This window comes from Pseudomonas sp. LB3P14 (assembly GCF_054898045.1).
This window is the reverse complement of record NZ_CM142714.1, coordinates 1568904-1587686: the sequence shown is the minus strand read 5'-3', so window position 1 is coordinate 1587686 and position 18783 is coordinate 1568904. Positions and strand designations below refer to the sequence as shown.

Genomic DNA, 18783 nt, shown 5'->3' with positions numbered 1-18783 from the left:
ATGAAGGACGCACGCTTTCGACAACCTATCGATTCAGAGTACTCCCAGGTGCTGGGCGAAGCTGTTTTCACCTTCAGCATACTGGAATGGAATGCGGTCTGGATCTGTGAGCGAATCCAGCCTGGCGCTCTATCAGAACTCAATCCCAAGACTGCAGGTGCCATCGCCAAGCGTCTCATAGCACTCAGTCAATCACTTGATGACGGTGAAGGAAAAGCGCGCCTGCTCGATGGTGCATCCCGCTTTGCTGATCTAGTCGTGGATCGTAATAACCTCCTACATGGAAGGCCCGGAACTGACCAGGCTGACGGCATGGCAAGGCTATACAGGGCAGGGCAGCCATGGACTGTCCAACAGATTCGCGAGGTTGCGGATAAGTTTTCCGAGTGCTCCATCATTCTGAATGACTGCTTTCACGGCTTTCTAAAAGAACTTTTTGAGCCTGCCGGATAGGCCACATCCAATGACATAATTCCCCAAATCCTTTTGAAGCGCTTGAAGAGAGGGACGAGTATCGGTGATTGCTGCATTAGTGAGCCAGCGATTTGATCACTTTGACGCAAGCCCTCATGAGCGTACTGACAGCACCACGGGGCGACTGGTGCAGACGCTGTTCTGTTCTCGCGGCTACCTGGATTGTCAACTACCTGATCCTTTACTGATGTTGGCCAAGCCCTCAAGCGAACAATTCCTCATCACTGCTGGGGCTTAATGACCGCAAACTGTCTGGCCGATTTTGATGGACACAGAACATTTATGATTACGGGAATAGTCTTCGATGAAAATCACTTGGCACCGCTGCCTTACGTATGACGAAGCTAAAGATCGACGCCGCGTGATCTATCTGCACGAATGGGACGATAAGCCGTTTTATTGGGGGAAGGCCCACAATAGCTTCTTCGGTGGACACAAGCGCGTGCTTGGCGATCTTCACGCCAGCGGAAGGTACAACTCGGGCTATCGACATTGGATTGAGGGCTGCTTGAGGCATGGGGCTAAACTCTACGTCGGCGAGCTCAGCGATCTTGCTCTGGCAAGCATCGACGACGTCGAACACTGGCTCATTCATACCTATGGCCACGAAATGAACAAGAAGGTACGTGTGCCCTCTATGAAGTTGTGTATTAAGCACATAGGCGAGGTGCCGGCTTCGATTGCACTCGCGAGCACCGGGGATTTGCGACATGTAGACACAAGCTACAGCGGTGAGCGGTGAGGTCGGTTGGTTCCGCGTCCATTGAGTGGCGACCAGTTGTGTTTCAAGTGGGGCTGATTGATATCTAGAGATTAAGATCAAAGAGCTGATATTGAGTGTTCTACCATTTTCAAAAAGGTGGTAACGGCGCGCCCCCCTATGATCTGAGGTTCATGTGTTCAGAAGCCTTGGTGCGGGTTGAGCAGGGCACTGACAAGCGCAAGCACCGTGCTACTGGATCACGGCGAGAGCACACCTCTGTTAAACAACTGGAAATTTCGAAACGATAATGCGGTGCCGGCGACGTGATGGAGAGTCAGCGAGCCAAGCTGCTGCATCCAGTGAAGAAAGATATGTGCTGTGTTAAGCCTGATCTGCGCGTCACGCGTTGTGGTTCCGAAGTTGAAATGCCACCATTAGCGCCATCTAGCGAAGATGGCCGCTGAACATAGCGTTCTATCAGGAACAGGGAAGAATGGAATTTCACATCATAGGAAGGGATGAAAAATTCCCGAGCGGCAAGCCCAGTACTGCTTACCTGAAATATGACCGATGGAACGATCACAGCTTTGTCACAATGTTCTATGTCATCGTATACGACGAATTTGGTGCGGCTCACGACCTTGAGAATGTCAAGATTGGATTCAAAGGGCAGGACACTGCAACAACCACACGTTCCAAACTTCCAGATTCTTTCCAAAGCCTCCCAGAGGGCTTCTTCTCACTCGGTACCAGTGTGGAGTACTACCACAAAATCGCGAGTTCATCCTCAGGCAATCTGCGGTTCGACTTCCTCCGTGGGATGAATGACATCGTCGCTAACCCTGAAATCCTGGAAACGATAATAGACGAGCCCGTGCTCTCAATCTCGTTGTTGCGCAATGTCAGCTTGGTCAGCGTTAAAAATCAATTTGCGCGCGTCCTTCTTGGTGGTGCTATCCGAACAAATTTTTCCTTCATCTACACGAAGCAGGCTGACAGCTCTACTGCTGGCATCGAGTTGAGTTTCGACGTGAACGTCGACTCAACGCCACTGACCAATGTTCATGCGCTAATAGGGCGAAATGGCATCGGAAAAACCACCATCCTCAATGGCATCACCAAAGCCATTCACAATGGCCACGCTGGTGGAGATGCCATCTATCAGGTTCAGTTTTGGGGCCAACAGCGGGCGATTATTGCCCCGGATTTTTTCAGCAGCGTAGTGCTCGTATCCTTCAGCGCATTTGACCCCTTTGATCCGCCTCCAGAGCAGCCTGACCCAGCCAAAGGCACCTGTTTTTTCTATGTCGGGTTGAAGTCTAAAGGTGAAGACGCATGGCATGAGTTGAAACGTCGGGACGTCCTAAAATCCGACTTCATTGATGGCATGAGAGGGTGCCTGCGTGAACCCTACAAACGTAATCGCTGGCGACAAGCCGTCAAAACTCTAGAGTCCGATGAAAACTTCGCTGGCATGGGATTCGATAGGCTTCTGTCCTTGAGCGGCGAAGAGTGGGTCTCGACGGCTAACGAAATATTTTCAAATCTCAGCTCCGGCCATTCAATCGTGTTGCTGACAATTACGAAGCTTGTCGAACGGGTCGAAGAAAAAACTCTTGTTCTGATGGACGAACCCGAAAGCCATTTACATCCGCCGCTACTATCGGCATTGATCCGGGCATTGAGTGAATTGCTTTTGGATCGCAACGGTGTAGCGATCGTGGCCACGCATTCTCCGGTAGTGCTCCAAGAAATCCCCGCGTCGTGTGTGTGGAAGATTCATCGTTCTCATTTGGTTGCCTCGGCCCTGCGGCCCAAGGTAGAGACCTTCGGCGAGAACGTAGGGATTCTGACTCGGGAGATTTTTGGATTGGAGGTGGCATCGTCGGGCTTTCATACATTGCTTGCAGCTGAAGCGGCCGAAGGGCATACCTTTGAAGTCATTCTTCGAAAATTTGGTGGAAAATTAGGGCTTGAGGCTCAGGCAATCCTCAGAGCGCTAATCGCTGAGCGTGATTCGAAGGGGCAGGCATGAAGCAGCTCGCAGCCCCCAATTGCACCCCAGAGGAGGCCTATATGGCCTGCACCTCAGCAATCATTGATGATCAGCAGCGGGAAAGAATGAGGGGTGTTCTTCCAGCTATCAGCGCCATCGCTGCTGAGTTCATTGACAGAGCATCTGGCGGATCCACCTGGCAACTGCCTTCTTTGAGGGTGGGTCGGGGGGAAGACCCGTTAGTGGCCGATGATATTCGAAAGAGCGAGCTGGTTCACCTGTATGAATATTACATGGTGCAGAGAGAGCCTGGTCGTGCGATTTACGACTCTATCCTAGTGGCAGCAGGTGACCACTGTCCGACATGTGGAGGGATAGGCCAGCCTCGAACGCTTGATCATTACTTGCCAAAAGCCAACTATCCGAAGCTGGCCATCGTGCCCCAAAACCTTATCCCAGCCTGCCGTGATTGCAATACTGATAAACGTAACCCCCTGGTTGACCATCCGCATCAGCAACTGCTTCATCCGTACCTGGACAAACGACAGTTTTTCGAGGAAAGGTGGATCAGTGTTTCGGTGTCCCATACCGTACCATGCGCGATCATTTATTCCGTCACGCAGCCAGAACACTGGACAGATGAGGACAAGGCAAGAGCAGCTAACCATTTCGATCTTTTCGGGATTTCCAAGCGCTACAGCGTCCAGGCGGGCTCAGAACTAGGCTTCCTAATGGACATGCATATGAATTATTTCAGCAGGCAGCCCCCCGAGGCTTTTTCAGACTTCCTCCGATCAGCCGCCAACTCGGTTGATATGATCAATGGTTGGAAGAAGGTGCTCTACGAAGCCTTGGCGGATAACCCTTGGTTTTGCAACGGCGAGTTTCGGTAGAAGTGCTATAACTAGCTCTAGCGCTGCCCATACTTTGGTATTTTCTAGGTGGATGATTATAAAGATAATGGAGTAGTTGGTGATAATGAACGGTGAAGATTTAAATAAATTGGAGGCGGAGCAGTTTCATGGTTTTGTCCTGTTTTCGGAAGGTAATCCAAAGGTCACGCTAGGCTGGAGCACTCACTCGAAACTGGTTGAGGCGATAAATTCGACATTAACGTTTTTTAAGGAAGAGTTAAATACGGATGTTTATTTTCATGAGCATGAGTATCTGATTTATGAGAATTTTTTTATCTGGTGGTTTAGTTTTATTGAGAGGGATTCGGTAGTCAAAAAGCGAGTAGCCTCTGAGCTTGAGAGGAAAGTCAATGACATCTTAAGAGCCTTTCCGGATACAGCCAATAAACAGATTGTGCGGACGGATCACCCAGAATTTCACCCAGATCCTGATTTTATGATGCACTACCTCTCAATTGTGGAGGGTGCGGATCTGGAATTAAAGTCACGTGAAGCGCCCAAAAATAAAAGCTATGAGAAAGAACCTATTGATATGTCCTTGTTTGAAAGGCCAATGTCTGTGGTAGCGTTCAAAGCCACTATAAGAAATTATTTCCAAAACAGTACGGAAGAGAACTTAAGCTATCTCGCTGCAGAGGATGGTTTCTTTTCCACAAGAAGGCCCGAGAATAAGTTTCTACGCGAGGAGCTTTTGCCTATATTCTACTATGTGCAAAAGATCAAAGCGGCTGATGATGAAATTTTATCGTTTGGACTGAAGGCTGATATTTTTGATTTGAAAGTATCGCAAGCAGACGGGTTAATCAAAGTAATATTGGAGATTACCTGGGCTTTGCCGGAGGACGACCATAAGCTGCTCTCATTAGTTTCTCAGGTAGGTAGTGGTTTTTTGCCCGTGAAAACTCGGGCTGACTTCAAAAAGATGAGTGATTCTCTAGGTGAGAAAATAGTATCTGCAATCAATCGTAAGCATAAAAAGCAGTACCCGGATCAAAGATCTCTTCTGGTGGTTGTTCCTCAAGATTACACGTATCAAGGGGACGAGTCGCTGATGCAAGAAATCATCCTTCAAGTTCAACAGAGTCTGGTAAGTGGCAAAGGAAAATTTGAAAAGATCTACCTGCTGTGTGGCAATAGATTTTACACGCTTTATTGATCTGAGACGCTAATGCACATTGATTCTACGTATCCAAAATTCAGGTGATCTGGTTTCGCCTTAGTGAGCATGTAGACAAGGTCGATTTGTGTAGGGACACTGTTTATGCGGTCTCGCAGCTGTCGCTCTATGGGGGCGTGCAACCCTGATCAGTTAATCGTTTCAGAACTCCTTGGAGAGACTGGGCCTGCCCCTTTGCAAATGCATCATCGACTGGCGGCGCGAGCTTTCAGTCGAACTGCTCGATCAATCGACAGGCGAGAGCCTGGTAGGGGAAAGGGCATTTCCTCAATTTGACTCGTGCCGAACGATCGCAAACTTCGTGGCAGAAATGAAAGCGCAGCTACCGATGCAAGGTACAGGACAGGTGGTTTCGCGCAGGGGGGGGCAGCCACGGACTCTTGAACAGATCCGGGATATTGCGGATGATTTTTCCGGATGTTCTGGCTTTTCGAAAGACTTCAACTGGCCTGAAACATTAGCGCCGAACTGGGCGTCAGTCCTTGCCGGCCAGCCGCTTCCCATCAGTGGGGGCTGCGCGTAACGCTATCCCGCCGAACGACACACTTGCATCCACGTAGCGCAATGCAGACTTCATGTCCTTCCAGCCCACATAGCTCATCAGCCCTTTGATGTCCCACCCATTGGCGGACGCCCAGGTTGCAACGCCGCGCCGCATTGAGTGGCTGCTATACAGCTCCGCTGGCAATCCTGCCTCTTTGAAAATGCGGCGCAGCACGGGGATCAGGCTATGCGGCTGCATGGCGTTGCCTGGCAGATTTCCCCTGCGATCAATTCGCTGGAACACCGGGCCTTTCGCGACCCCGGCAACTGTTATCCAGTTGATGTAGGCCTCCAGCCTAGTTGCAGCCACGAATCTTTGAGAGGCGGATGAGGAACCGTTTGGGAAATAGCTTCGTCACGATGCCCGGCAAGGGATCGATCAGATCAAGTATCCGGGACTTTCTTTAACCTCTGTCGCGCATCCCTATGCCTCGCACCGAACGACTGCGCTCCTGGTCATGCGAGTGGTAGTAGACATTCTGAGTTGTGCTGAGACTGCTATGACGCAAGTCCATCTGCAGATCCTTGGGACTTCGCAGCGGCGCATCGAGCGTCGCAGAGGTATGTCTGAGCCAGTGCGCGGAAGCCACCCGCAGACTATTCATCTCGTGCTCGTCGCGCTCCTCATCGCGCATCCGCGCCAACGCGTTATCGAATACCGATTGGAGGAGGGCGCGCACCTGCCGACCGGAGAGCCCTGAACGACCTCGCAGAGTCATGAGCAGAGGCGTCTGTTCATTCCACTCAGGCAGCGGAGACAGCCCAACAAAACGCCGGTAGCGCGTCAGATACTTGGAAATGTACTCTTCCCTGACCGCGACCTTCCCGGCCTTGTTACCTTTCCCGATCACGTGGTACCACCAGTTGCCCTCAGGATCGAGTCGGAAATCACCCATGACCGGATGCCAGTTCGGTCTGCCGACGATGTCGGACACCCGCAGATACATATCGAACAAGGTCGCGACAATGAACAATGTGCGCTCGTGCCGATCGGGTTCCTCCACGGCCATATGCTCAGCGGTTTCCAGCACATAGTCCCACTGCAAAGGGGTCAGAGCACGGTTTGTCCCTTCCTCCTGAGGGGTTCCACGGTTGAGGCTTTTCTTCTTGATCATCCGGAAAGGGTTGGCTGCAACCGTTCCGTCTTCAACCATGTACTCAAAGAAACGGCTGCAAATCGTGTAAATCTGGTTAATGGTGCTTTGGGAAGCCTTGTATCGCGTGACGACACCGGGAGCCGCGCCAAGCTCTATATCCTGGGAGGCATCGTCTGGAGCCGGTGTCAGTCCGTCCGATGAATCCTTAGGACATTTCAGGCTGAATGGTCTCCATTTTGGATTTGGAATGACGGGCTCACCCCAAGCTGATTCGGTATGGTCACAAGTCACGAACCGACCGCGCACAATTGGGCCTATCCACTCAGCGGGAGGATTACGGCAAAATTCAAGATAATCTTCAGCATCTTGTCGTTTGAGCTGAGAGAAAGGTTTTTGCCTTATGATAAGTGTCCATAACAGCAACCGCTCGACATGAGTTCTATAAGAAGTGAAAGTCAGGCTATTGTCCGAAAAAGCACGGAGAAATTCCCGAGTCGTCAGATAACCCTTGTTGGCTTCCACTAATACGGGAAACTTTTCAACATACTGGCGAACGCAAGCCATACTAGGTTCACGCAAACTAAAGTCCATATCAATGAAAATTTCGTAGGTCTCAAAAATAGGCATTGGTTGCGTAGACATCTTGGTGCTCTACCGTATGATTTGGCTGTGATTAGAAACTTCCAGTAATGGAAGTAACTGGAAGTTGGGGCAGGGCAGCTGCATTTTCCATCTCCCCTAATTTGAACTGGTTGACATTGCTCGATGGTAGCCCCTGAAAGACACCGTTGCAACTACCCTTGCTCAGCGGAGATAATTTTAAGCTTCGGCTTGACAAAGGTTTTAAGTATGCACTAAAGCGATTGCTCTGTTGGTTTTTCCACTAATTTTTTAATGTGATTTTTTACTCCTTATATTGCGCTCTGGATTTTTGTTAATTTAATTATATATTGTCAGTTTCAGTTTAACTTTCCTCTCCTTTATGGGTTGCGAACTTTCTGAGCGACCTCAGAAATTATTTAACCCAATATTGTCAGATTGTGCGAGTTCTGTTTTTTTGTTTTTTTTGGGTTTAATGGCTTAATGCGAAGTTAGACTTTTTGGAGCGGCTTTTCTCGGCACGCGGTCAGTGGCAATTGTTGGGTAATTCACGCTTCAGGCTCTGCATTGACTGAATGATATGCGCCGCAACGAAGTCCAGGCCGAGCCCAGGAAATGAGTGGGAAAGCAGGAATGGTTTTTCCATTTAAATTTTTAAATGGAAACGCCCTCTGAAACATCCACTTATTTCGTTGAATGCCCGAGAGAGCCCTGTTTTCGTGGGATTCACGGCTTTTTAGGTACGATTAGCACATGGCATTTCCGCTTATTGTTTTAATAAACAGCGGCGCCATCGAGGAAGGCTACGATCCGGCTCCGTGTCATTGATCATGTCGTTCAGGAGCAGCGGCGAGCCGACGTGCATCAGTGCGTGATTGCAAGACGAATGGTGGTGGATATGGCGCTGGCCCAGTATTACGGGCTTTGAGGAAGTTGCAACGGCTTTGAGAGGCTTCGGTTTAGGCTCTGGTGTGCAGGCGGGCGCTGAGCTTCAGCAGGTCTCCGGCAAGACCTTGGCAGCGTTCTGTCAGCATGGAATGTCCACTTATTTCGTCTCGGGAAACGGAGGGTTGGAATGTCCACTTATTTCCTCAAAAATCGCTGGAGCCCCTGTCTTGCGTGGGTTTCAGGGCGGCCATGGATTCGCACCCTCGGTTCTCAGTCCACTAATTTCTCCTTGGGCTAGAGAGCTATTCCATTTGAGCTTAATTTATAAATATTGTTTTAAATCAATTAGATACGAATTTTGATCTAACAGATTTTTCCACTGGTTTTGTTAAAAAAACCTGTCGGATTGGCATATTGGATGCGCTCAAGCCCCCGGAAATCAAGGGCTTGAGGGCGATAGCGAGGGGCTTTCCACTCAAACCGCGATTGGCGCACATGGAGCTGGACTGAGGCGCCTCACGTGAATGCTGACTGAGGACAATCGTCAGCCTCCAGTCTGACACATTATTTAACATAATATACATTACACGTAACACGATGTTTCGAGATTAGCCCGGTTGCGCAGATTTTGAAGCGATCAATTCACCTCAGCCCCTCATTCTCCTATCAGCTTCTCAAACAGCTCCACATGTTCGGGAAATTGCTCGCTAAGCCGTTGCTGACTGCCCAACTCCATATCTGCCAAATCAAACCCTGGTGAAACCGCTTCACTGATCAGGCCGTATCCCGCCAATCCATTTGTAAGCTGCGAAGCTTTCCAGACGCCGCCAGGTACATGCAACTGCAAACATTGCCCGGCGATGATATCGCTGCCCATCACAATAGTTTTCAATGTGCCGTCCGGAAAAATCAGGCTGTACTGAATCGGATCTCCCACATGGTAGTAATGCACGATGTCCGATTGGTTCAGATGAAAATGACCTGTCGGCGACTCCTTGGTCAGCAAGTAATAAATGGATGTCATCAGGTAACGCTGGCCACCCGCGGTTTCGACCATCGCATGGTGATCGGTTTGAAAGGTTCGGCGGTAGAAACCGCCTTCCATGTGGGGTTCCAGGTCCAGTGCTGCGATCACTGCCTCAGCGCTGGGTATGTGACTATCGAACGTATTGGCAGTCATTTTTGATTGAGTCCTTTAGTCTTAAATAGCGCTAACTACATTTGCACGATCTATCGATATATTTAACTTGATAGATGTTAACTATACTAAATAGCTCTTTAGATGAGTTGCTATTCCGACGATATAAAACCAGGAAATCGCAAAATAATAGGCCTCTATTCCGCGATGCGGTTGGCACGCTCCTACCGCCCTCCTGGCCAGTCTGTGTGCGGCTAACTCCCAATTTATGCAGACGTCGTCGTCGGCCGCAAAGCAACTCTTAAATAGTCGGTAAACGCCCGCACTCGAGCTGATTGCCTGCGCGATCCGGAGACTGCATGGATTGGCAGTGACGGCCAACAGGGTTCGTTGGCGGAATACATCGCCGCCGACGTCGATTTGCTGGCGCGGATTGATCTCCTCTGCGAACGCCCCCTTCAACTTCCACTTGCTGGGCACCTGATAACTATGACGCACCACCAGGTCGTATCCCTCGGCGGCAATGGAACTGATGTGGTCAGAAACATCCAGCTGTACCCGTACTTCGGGATACGCCGCGAGAAAGCCTAGCAAGTGCGGTACCAACCGCTGCCGAGCAAAGGCTACTGGCGCGGTAAGACGCAACAAGCCTCGAACGGCACCCGCGGAGTCTCTCACTTGAGCAAAAGGCCGGGGTTGCAAGTGTCGGATTGGCGGATCAGCGACTGACTGCCCCTGTCCTTTACCCCCACGCTTCAACCCCCCCTCCTCTGCCAGTGCCCTCGTTGGGGCAGCACAGCGATCGCCTGTTGCGGGCTGCATACGGGTTAACTCGAAGGCCTGCATGGCAGAAAAATTATTCGCAGCCATGATTGATTCGATCATAAATACCCCAAAAAGCGCTTACAAAAAGCCAAACAAGTGATTTATCCAATCATGTATCTTGCATTTAACGCTCGAATCAATCACTCTCGTTTCAATTACAACAAAACGAGAGAGTTCTTCATGAAATTTCACGGCATCGTTCCCGCTTTAGTCACCCCATTTACTGCGGACCAGCGACTGGACGAAAAGGCCTTGCGCGGCCTGGTCGAAAATCTGATCGAAGCCGGTGTTCATGGCTTGTTCGTGCTGGGAACCAATGGTGAATTCTTTGCCCTGTCCGACGAAGAAAAACTCGAAATCACTCGCATCACCATTGACGCTTCAGCGGGCCGGTTGCCCGTTATGGTCGGGACCGGGGCGTTCAGTACCCGCGAAGTGATTGAAATGAACAAACGCGTCGAAGGCATGGGGGCCGATGCGTTGTCCGTTATCTCCCCCTACTTCAATGCCGTCAGCCAAGCGGAGCTGATCAAGCATTACGAGGCCATCGGCGACGCCACCTCGTTACCGGTGATGATGTACAACATTCCAGCCAAGACCGGCATGTCCATCGGCATTGGCGCCGTCGCCACATTGTCCCAACATCCACAGATCAAAGGCATCAAGGACAGCGCCGGCAACTTCGACAACCTGGTGCAGATGATCAAATACCGCAGTGACGACTTTGCGGTCTTCGCCGGTACGGACTCCTTGATCTACTGGAACCTGCTCGCCGGTGGCGATGGTGCAGTGGCCGCCACTGCCAACGCCGTGCCGCATATCGTCATGTCCATCTGGAACAACTTCCAGGCCGGCAACCATGAAGCCGCCAAAGTCGCTCAGGAACAGCTGCGTCCACTGCGCGATGCCTTCGCGCTGGGCACCATGCCCTCTGTGTTGAAAAAAGCCACCGAGCTGCTGAACGTGCCGGTTGGCCCGTGTCGCGCCCCGGTCGCGCCTCTCGATGCAGCGGCCGTGGCCAAACTCGAAGGCTTGCTTGCCGTCTACCGCCGCAACGCCTGAGGGAGCCGACATGTCCGCGATCTATCACTTCCAAACCGTCAAGAACATCATCCACGGCCCTGGCAGCCTGGAGCAGTTGGGCGACAAACTGTATCTACTCGATACCCCGCTCAAGCAGGTCGTTTTGGTCACCCAGCACGCCATGCACCGCCTCGGTGTCACCGAGAAGATCAAAGCGCAGTTCGCGGCGCGTGGCATCGCCGTGCATTTGATTGATAACGTCGAGATCGAGCCGACGCTGGCAAACATCGAGCGGGTTTTTCGTGAGGAAGTAGCCCCTCATGCACCGGACGCGTTGATCGCCGTGGGGGGCGGCAGCGTGCTCGATGCAGCCAAACTGTTTGCGGTGATGCTGACCAACGACACGCCGCTCAAGGACCTGCTCGGGATCGACAAGGTTGGCAACCCCGGCAAGCCGATGGTGCTGATTCCGACTACCTCGGGCACCGGTTCCGAAGTCACGCCCAACGCCATCGTCACCCTGCCCGACGAAGAGTTGAAAATCGGTGTCGTCAGCCGTCACTTGTTGCCGACCCTGGTTATCCTCGACCCCTTGCTGACCCTCAGCCTGCCCAAGGCGATCACGGCCGCTACCGGCATGGATGCATTCACCCATTCGCTGGAATCGTTCATTTCCACCAAAGCCAATCCTGTCAGCGACGCCTTTGCTCTGGAGTCCATGCGACTGATCGCGGGCAGCATTGTCGAGGCCTATCAACAACCCGACTCGGTGCGTGCCCGCGGCGATATGCTGCTGGGTTCGATGTATGGCGGCCTGGCACTGACCGGTGCCGGCACCGCCGCTGTCCATGCCCTCGCCTATCCGCTGGGCGGCAAATTCCATGTCACTCATGGCGTCGCCAATGCGATGCTGCTGCCGCATGTCATGGCCTTCAACATGGACAGCTGCGCCGACCGCCTCAAGCGCGCCGCGTGTGTCTGTGGTGTGGCCCTGGAGAGCGATAGCGACGAACGTGCCGCGAGCAAACTGATCGAGCAGATCAGCGAGTGGACATCGATCCTGAACATCCCGCAAAACCTGCGCGAATTCGGCGTGGCAGAAGAGCATCTGGCGGAAATGGCGGTGGCCGCGTCCAAGGTGACTCGACTGATGGCCAACAATCCCAAAGCCCTCAGCCTCGACAATATCCAGCAGCTCTATCGGCGCCTGCTGCCGTGAGCACCACGCCCATGCCGCGCCTTCTGATCATTGCTGACGACCTCTCTGGGGCTGCCGACTGCGCCGCCGGTTTCGCCAGGCGCATGGTCACTCAAGTCGCTCTCACCCAAGTAGTGCTGGATGCCAACACCGAGCTGAGCGCCGAAGTGATCGCCCTCGACCTCGACTCTCGGCGCCTCGATACGCAAGCGGCCGCGGCGGCCCATCGCAACGTGCTGGCGATTGCTCAGCTGGGCAACCTGCCGCTGTACAAAAAAATCGACTCCACCCTGCGGGGCAACGTGGCGAGTGAAGTCGCCGCGTTGCAGGCCACTCGCGGCATGGCCCTGGTTGCTCCGGCGTTTCCGGCCATGGGCAGGACGACCGTCGGCGCGGTTCAATACGTCGACGGCCTCTCGGTCGATCAAACCGACGTCTGGCGCAATGAGCACCTCGCCGGTACCGCCAACCTTGTGGAGCTGTTGATGGCGCAGGGTTTGCGCTGTGCGTCGCTCTCGCTCAATGAAGTGCGGGACACTACCCGATTGCACGCAGGCCTGATCATGCATCTGGACGACGGTGTGCAGGCATTGGTGTGTGATGCACAAACGGAAACCGATCTGGCGAATATCGCTCAGGCGTCGGCGCCGTTGCATGAGCGTCTGTTCTGGGTCGGCTCCGCCGGTCTGGCCCACCATCTGCCGCAGGCATTGGGATTTCCTGCGGTCTCACCTCAGGTGAATGCCCCGATCAGCGGACCGGTGTTGACCGTGGTCGGCAGTATGTCCCGACACTCCCAGGACCAGGCCAGCTACCTGGCTGAACACAGCGATCAGCAGCGCTTCTGCCTTGACCCCGCCACCTTGTGCGCGGGACCTGCGACCGCCGAATGGCAATCCGTCGCCGCCGCGATCGATACCGCCTTGCAGCGGGGTCGGCATGTGCTGGTCAGTCTGCAACAGGAGCAGCGCGATCCCGGCCAAGCGGCGCAGTTGAGCGCGGCGCTGGCCCAATTGCTACAGCCTGCCCTGCGCCGGGCGGGTGCGCTGATGGCCACCGGAGGCGAAACCGCCCGCGCCATTCTCGGTGCGGCCGGCATTCAGCGCCTGGTCCTTCAGGGCGACTTGGCGCCCGGTGTTGTCTTCTCCCGCGCCCCCTGGCGTGGGCGTGATCTGGCCGTCATCACCAAAGCCGGGGGCTTCGGCCAGCCGAGCAGTCTTTTCGATGCCTGGCGGCAACTTCTCGGCAACCTGCCGAATACCGCCACGCTACCCCTAACAAAGGAAGACCACTATGTCTGAGCGTCCCGTCATCGGCATCACCATGGGCGATGCCACCGGCGTCGGTCCGGAAATCATCATGAAATGCCTGGCACATGCCTCGCTGTACGAAACCTGCCGCCCGTTGGTGATCGGCGATGCCGGCCGACTGGCCGATGCCAACCGCCTTGTTGGCGGCAACCTGACAGTGAACAGCATTGAACGCCCTGGCCAGGCGCGCTTTCAACACGGCATCGTCGATTGCATCGATCTGGGCCTGATCCCTGCCGATCTGCCCTATGGCAAGCTTTCTCCTATCGCCGGTGATGCCGCATTCCGCTACATCGAACGCACCGTGCAACTGACCGAAGCCGGTGAGCTGGACGCCATTTGCACCGCGCCGCTGAACAAGGAGGCGTTACATGCCGGCGGCCATATTTTTCCTGGCCATACCGAGCTGCTCGCACACCTGACCGGCATCGAAGAAGTCTCGATGATGCTGATGACGCCGACGCTGCGGGTGATTCACGTCACCACCCATATGGGCATCATCGATGCAATCGCCAGGATCGAGCCAGGCCTGGTGAAACGCACGATTGAACGCGCCCGGGAAACCCTTGTACGCGCCGGAATCGACAACCCGCTCATCGCGGTATGTGGCATCAACCCCCATGCCGGGGAGAACGGCTTGTTCGGCTATGGCGAGGAAGCCACCAAGATCCAGCCGGCCATCGACGAACTGCGCGCACGCGGCTGGCGCGTCGAAGGGCCTTTGCCGGCCGACACGCTGTTCTTCCGCGCCGGGCGCGGTGATTTCGATGCGGTGGTCGCAATGTATCACGATCAGGGCCACGGCCCGGTAAAGGTCATGGGTCTTGAGGCCGGCGTGAACGTGACGGTGGGTCTGCCAGTCATCCGCACCTCCGTCGACCACGGCACCGCCTTCGACATTGCCGGCAAAGGCATCGCCGACGAACGCAGCCTGACCGAGGCAATGCGCCAGGCCGTGGAGCTGGCCACTCACAAGCGCACCCGTACAGCGGCCTGATGACGCGCGAACGCCTGAATCAGCAGAACTTCAACCATAAAAACAATATGAGGTCATCACTATGAGAATCGTCTCCACCTCCCCGTCTTTTGCCAAGTATTCTCCAGAGCCCCTGACACTGCTCGGTGAGCAGGCTATCGAGTGCGTCAACCTGCCCGCCGACATCAGCGAAGATGAGTTCATCGCCCAGGCCCAGGGGGCTCAGGCGGCGATTGTTGCCTTCAACACCATTAACGCCCGCGTTCTCGATGCGCTGCCCGACCTGCGCATCGTCTGCAAGCATGGCGTCGGCGTGGATAACATCGACTTGCCCGCCGCGCGTGAACGCAACGTGTGGGTCTGCAACGTACCTGACTCCAACAAGCATGCGGTGGCGGACTACACCTTTGCCCTGCTGCTGGCCTCTGCGCGCAAGATCGCGCTGGCCGATCAACAAACCAAAGCCGGAGAATGGCCGCGCGTGTTCGGTGCCGATGTCCACGGCAAAACCCTGGGCATTATCGGGCTGGGCAATATCGGTAAAGAGGTCGCGCGGCGCGCAGCAGGCTTCTCGATGCAGGTGATCGCCCATGACCCCTACCCGGACCAGGCATTTGCCGATGCCCACGGTATTCGCCTCATGGCGTTGAATGCACTGTTGGGCGAGGCGGATTACGTCACGCTGCATATCGGCCTGAACGACGCTACCCGCCATCTCATCGGCGCCGAGCGCCTGGCGTTGATGAAGCCGCAAGCCCACCTGATCAATGCCGCGCGGGGTGGCATTATCGATGAAAACGCCTTGTTTGCCGCATTGCAAAATGGGCGCCTGGGTGGCGCCGCACTGGATGTTTTCGAAGAGGAGCCCGCCATCCACCATCCGCTCTATGCCTTGCCGAGCGTGATCGCCTCACCGCATATCGCCGGCTACACCCCGGGCGCGCTGGACATCCTGAGCCTGACCTGCGCCCGCAACATAGTCGCGGTGCTGAAGGCCAACGCGCGCCCCGAATACGTGGTGAACGGCCTCTAACTCGTCAGGTCTCCCGAAAAATCCGATCCCGGAGTTGGAACCATGCACAACAATAATAAGGCTTCCTCGGTACGCTGGCTCATCGCCGGATTGATGTGGACCGCCATTGCGATCAATTACATCGACCGTGTGGTGCTTTCGGCAGCAGCCCCCATCATCAGCAAAGAATTCGCCCTGAACACCGCGGAAATGGGCCTGATCATGTCGGCGTTTTTCTGGTCCTACGCATTGCTGCAGTTGCCGGCTGGTTGGCTGGCCGACCGCTTCGGCCAGAAAATCACCCTCGGCGGCGCTGTTCTGTGGTGGTCGGCGGCCACCGCAATGACCGGCCTGGCAACCGGCTTCAATTCGTTGTTCGCGCTGCGTATCGGCCTCGGCGTGGGCGAAGCGGCGGCGTATCCAAGTAACGCCGGGATCGCATCGCGCTGGTTTCCGGACAAAGAGCGCGCCACCGTCGCGGGTATTTTTGACAGCGGATCGAAATTCGGCGGCGCGATCGCCATGCCACTGATTGTCTGGCTGATCGCATGGGTGGGCTGGAAGATGACGTTCGTCTTGAGCGGCTCTATCGGTATCGTCTGGGCACTGGTCTGGTTCGCTTTTTACAAAAACGATCCTGAACAGCACAGCGGCGTCAACGAAGTCGAACTGCGGTACATCCGCGAAGGCCAGCGGCGCAAGGAAGGCACCGGCGACAAGCCGACCATGCGCTGGTACGACCTGTTGCGCTACCGCAATGTATGGGCCATGTGCCTGGGCTTTTTCTTCATCAACTACAACTCGTATTTCTTCATTACCTGGTTGCCCACCTACCTGGTCAAAGAACGCGGCATGGACCTGATCTCCATGGGCTTCATGGCGGCGCTGCCGTTGCTGATAGCCATGGTCGTGGAAGTCTTCGCCGGCTGGCTGTCCGACCGAATCTACCGCCAGGGTCGCTGGTCATTGACGCGGATTCGCAAGACTTTCCTGGTCGTCGGCCTGTTGATGGCCTCCTGCATCGGTTTCGCGGCATTCGCCGAATCGGCCTGGCTCGCCATCGTCCTGCTGTGCATCGCCAAGTCCGGAACCACGGTAGCGGCCACCCAGGTCTGGGCCATGCCCGGCGATATTGCGCCTCGCGGCATGACCTCGATGCTGGCCGGCCTGCAAAATACCGTCTCCAATATGGGGGGTGTGGTCGGTCCGATCATCACTGGATTCATCGTTGCCGCTACGGGATCATTCGTTCCGGCCCTGCTGTTTTCTGCCGGATTGATTGTCGTCGCCATTCTCAATTATCTGTTCCTGCTGGGTAAAGTCGAACCGATCGAGGAACAGCCTGAACACCCGATCATTCAACCCGCCTTGAACCCTTGACCTGCAAAACGCTCGGACACTTACCCGGTGTCTGAGCGTTTCAGCCGGTAACTTTCCCCAGCCACCTTTTACTGCCTCGTTGAAAACCGTATAAAGGCGGTCGGGCCAGATCTCCAGGAAATCCATGAAAGTTGCCACGCGCCGCCAAGCCATTCTGAATCTCGTGCTGTCAGGCACTGCCAACGTCGAGGAGTTGTGCCTCCATTTCGGCGTATCCGAGGCCACGATGCGCCGGGACCTCGCCGCGTTGGCGGAAGAAGGCCTGATCCTGCGGACCTATGGCGGGGCCGCTCATGTTGGCCTGCGTGAGCCGGAGACCTCCGTCGAGGAACGGCGCTATCAACACAGCCAGGAAAAGCTCGCCATCGCTCGTGCAGCGCTGGCGCACGTGCGAGACAACGACACACTATTGCTCGATGGCGGCACCACCACCTGCGCTTTGGCGCACCTGTTGGTGGAGCGGCGCGGCTTGCATGTCATCACCAACAACATCCTCGCGTTGCCGGCCCTGGCTCGGCTCCCGGAGGCCAGGATCACGCTGCTTGGCGGTGAACTGCGGGCCTCCAGCATGTCGACCTTCGGCGCAGCCGCGCAGGCGACATTGGAGCATTTAAGTGCCGACAAGATTTTCCTAAGCGCCGATGGCGTTGTTGCCGAGTTGGGGCTCTGCGAAGCCAGCGCTGATCAGGCATACCTCAAAGAAAGCATGATCGGGCGAGCTGCACAGACTTACGTGCTGGCTGACGCCACAAAACTAGGGCGCGCACTCCAGCAATATTGGTCCCCCCTCAAAGGGCCATGGACGCTCATTACCGATTCAGTGGCCGATGAATCGCTGCTGGCGCCTTTCCGGGCACACAAAATGATCACTATTGAAATAGCCGACAGCTGATTGTTCGGCTGACCTCTGCAGGCCGCTTCTATTACTCACACCGCACTTGTGTTTGCGACACGAGCGGTGCGAATAAACAAGGCGCGCGCCTTCTCCCAGAAATTCCCTCCCAGCACGAAAAAGCTGCCGATCAGCATGGCGTCGCCCAACGCTTGCGCCTGCCAGAGGTTGGGTCGCAGTCCCGGCCAAATGCTGTCGATGTACGGTTCAAGCAGTGATGAGATCAGCGGCAAACAAAACATGACGATGCCGATTCGATGACGAACCGGCCCCACTTCGAGATCGGCTTTGGGTGCGAGCGTGGATACGTAGCCGAACATGCTGCGTTTTAACTGCTGGAACCCTGACTTGCCCATGATGGTAATGACGAGTATTAGCAGGACCTTGTTGCTGATGAACAGCACGCCGGTCAGCGCAGCGACCTTTGAGCCAGGCACTCCGACCGCCGCTGCGATAGGCACCATCAGCCACGACCCGAGCATCAAACAAATAATTGCAATTCCCATTTTGAAGCGCCAGCCGGCTGAATGGGGTTCAACACTTCCCTGGGTCGTATTCATGATCGTCGTACCTTTTTAGCAGGTCGAAGTAGATTTGAAGGGGCTTCAAAAGCGTAGCAGCCGTCTGCCCATTTGGA

Annotated in this window: 16 protein-coding genes and 1 pseudogene; 12 read left to right on the top strand and 5 right to left on the bottom strand. The window is 54.8% G+C overall.

Annotated elements, in window-relative coordinates:
* The 5 genes from ACYZT5_RS07375 to ACYZT5_RS07355 all read left to right on the top strand — a co-directional run bounded on the left by ACYZT5_RS07375 (position 1) and on the right by ACYZT5_RS07355 (position 5243).
* The gene (locus tag ACYZT5_RS07375; RefSeq protein ID WP_462050493.1) at positions 1-453 is read left to right on the top strand and encodes a hypothetical protein; all 453 of its coding nucleotides are present in this window, start codon (positions 1-3) and stop codon (positions 451-453) included.
* Between the two features lie 325 nt (positions 454-778).
* Complete coding sequence (locus ACYZT5_RS07370) at positions 779-1216, top strand: hypothetical protein (RefSeq protein ID WP_462050492.1); 438 nt, start codon at positions 779-781, stop codon at positions 1214-1216.
* A gap of 454 nt (positions 1217-1670) precedes the next feature.
* Positions 1671-3212, top strand: coding sequence for an AAA family ATPase (locus ACYZT5_RS07365; protein ID WP_462050491.1), 1542 nt, complete (start codon positions 1671-1673; stop codon positions 3210-3212).
* On the top strand, positions 3209-4066 hold the full coding sequence (locus ACYZT5_RS07360) for an HNH endonuclease (RefSeq protein ID WP_462050490.1): 858 nt from the start codon (positions 3209-3211) through the stop codon (positions 4064-4066). Before ACYZT5_RS07365 ends, ACYZT5_RS07360 begins: the two co-directional genes overlap by 4 nt.
* A gap of 85 nt (positions 4067-4151) precedes the next feature.
* On the top strand, positions 4152-5243 hold the full coding sequence (locus ACYZT5_RS07355) for a hypothetical protein (protein WP_462050489.1): 1092 nt from the start codon (positions 4152-4154) through the stop codon (positions 5241-5243).
* A gap of 496 nt (positions 5244-5739) precedes the next feature.
* Here the strand turns inward: ACYZT5_RS07355 and ACYZT5_RS07350 are convergent, their stop codons facing one another.
* The 4 genes and pseudogenes from ACYZT5_RS07350 to ACYZT5_RS07335 all read right to left on the bottom strand — a co-directional run.
* Complete coding sequence (locus ACYZT5_RS07350) at positions 5740-6006, bottom strand: tyrosine-type recombinase/integrase (protein ID WP_462050488.1); 267 nt, start codon at positions 6004-6006, stop codon at positions 5740-5742.
* Positions 6007-6211: 205 nt separating this feature from the next.
* The gene (locus ACYZT5_RS07345) at positions 6212-7546 is read right to left on the bottom strand and encodes a tyrosine-type recombinase/integrase (RefSeq protein ID WP_462050487.1); all 1335 of its coding nucleotides are present in this window, start codon (positions 7544-7546) and stop codon (positions 6212-6214) included.
* Between the two features lie 1501 nt (positions 7547-9047).
* Positions 9048-9572 carry a cupin domain-containing protein gene (locus ACYZT5_RS07340; protein ID WP_462050486.1) on the bottom strand — a complete coding sequence of 175 codons (525 nt, stop codon included), beginning with the start codon at positions 9570-9572 and terminating at the stop codon, positions 9048-9050.
* A 417-nt stretch (positions 9573-9989) separates the two neighbouring features.
* Positions 9990-10223, bottom strand: a pseudogene (locus ACYZT5_RS07335) (LysR substrate-binding domain-containing protein); the annotation flags it as partial.
* A 312-nt stretch (positions 10224-10535) separates the two neighbouring features.
* Between ACYZT5_RS07335 and dapA the strand changes: the two are divergent.
* The 7 genes from dapA (at position 10536) to ACYZT5_RS07300 (ending at position 18146) form a co-directional block, all read left to right on the top strand.
* Positions 10536-11417 (top strand): 4-hydroxy-tetrahydrodipicolinate synthase, encoded by an 882-nt coding sequence (gene dapA / locus ACYZT5_RS07330; protein ID WP_462050485.1) that lies wholly within the window; start codon positions 10536-10538, stop codon positions 11415-11417.
* A 10-nt stretch (positions 11418-11427) separates the two neighbouring features.
* A complete protein-coding gene (locus ACYZT5_RS07325; protein ID WP_462050484.1) occupies positions 11428-12597 on the top strand; it encodes an iron-containing alcohol dehydrogenase in 1170 nt (389 codons plus the stop codon).
* 11 nt (positions 12598-12608) lie between these two features.
* Positions 12609-13877 carry a four-carbon acid sugar kinase family protein gene (locus ACYZT5_RS07320; protein WP_462050483.1) on the top strand — a complete coding sequence of 423 codons (1269 nt, stop codon included), beginning with the start codon at positions 12609-12611 and terminating at the stop codon, positions 13875-13877.
* Positions 13870-14883 carry a 4-hydroxythreonine-4-phosphate dehydrogenase PdxA gene (gene pdxA / locus ACYZT5_RS07315; RefSeq protein WP_462050482.1) on the top strand — a complete coding sequence of 338 codons (1014 nt, stop codon included), beginning with the start codon at positions 13870-13872 and terminating at the stop codon, positions 14881-14883. The genes ACYZT5_RS07320 and pdxA overlap by 8 nt, the downstream gene beginning before the upstream one ends.
* A gap of 61 nt (positions 14884-14944) precedes the next feature.
* Positions 14945-15895, top strand: a complete 951-nt coding sequence (locus tag ACYZT5_RS07310) for a phosphoglycerate dehydrogenase (RefSeq protein WP_462050481.1) — start codon at positions 14945-14947, stop codon at positions 15893-15895.
* A gap of 42 nt (positions 15896-15937) precedes the next feature.
* Positions 15938-17254 carry an MFS transporter gene (locus ACYZT5_RS07305; RefSeq protein WP_462050480.1) on the top strand — a complete coding sequence of 439 codons (1317 nt, stop codon included), beginning with the start codon at positions 15938-15940 and terminating at the stop codon, positions 17252-17254.
* A gap of 124 nt (positions 17255-17378) precedes the next feature.
* Entirely contained in the window at positions 17379-18146 is a 768-nt protein-coding gene (locus tag ACYZT5_RS07300; protein ID WP_462050479.1) for a DeoR/GlpR family DNA-binding transcription regulator, read from the top strand.
* Between the two features lie 35 nt (positions 18147-18181).
* Here ACYZT5_RS07300 and ACYZT5_RS07295 read toward each other — a convergent pair whose 3' ends face one another.
* Positions 18182-18706: a transporter suffix domain-containing protein gene (locus tag ACYZT5_RS07295; protein ID WP_462050478.1), complete on the bottom strand. Its 525-nt coding sequence runs from the start codon at positions 18704-18706 to the stop codon at positions 18182-18184.
* Positions 18707-18783 lie beyond the last annotated feature (77 nt).